The organism is Streptomyces sp. RP5T, assembly GCF_003933965.1.
In the GTDB taxonomy this organism is placed as follows: domain Bacteria; phylum Actinomycetota; class Actinomycetes; order Streptomycetales; family Streptomycetaceae; genus Streptomyces.
Genome location: NZ_RSAJ01001267.1, coordinates 1 through 500, shown reverse-complemented (window position 1 = coordinate 500; position 500 = coordinate 1). Strand labels below are relative to the sequence as shown.

Genomic DNA, 500 nt, shown 5'->3' with positions numbered 1-500 from the left:
GCCTGGCTGCTGTACGAGCACCGCCGCGCACGTAACACCCGCTGGCGGAAGCTCCGCTGCTTCGACCAGGCACTGCTCACGCTGGTCCACCTGCGCAAGAACGGGACATTCGCCCAGCTCGGCGCCGGGTTCGCGATATCCCAGGCCACCGCCTGGCGCTACGTGGACGAGGCCCTGGAGGTGCTGGCTTCCTGGGCCCCAGGCCTCCATGAAGCCCTCACCGGCCTCGGTGAGGGCGACCACGTCATCGTTGACGGCACGCTGATCCCCACCGACCGCGTCCGCGCCGATCAGCCGTACTACTCGCAGAAGCACAAGAAGCACGGCATGAACGTGCAGGTCATCGCCCGCCCTGACGGCACCCCGCTGTGGTTCTCCCGCGCGACACCCGGCCGCACACATGACCTGACCGCGGCCCGAGCTCACGGCATCGTCCAGGCCTGCCTGACCCGGCAGATCCTCGTGCTGGCGGACCGCGCCTACCAGGGCGCCGGCGCCAC

General features: G+C 70.0%; 1 protein-coding gene. It reads left to right on the top strand.

The annotated features are described in order from the left end of the window. A partial coding sequence (locus EHS43_RS45750; RefSeq protein WP_148104395.1) for a transposase family protein occupies positions 1–500 on the top strand: 500 nt, incomplete at both ends.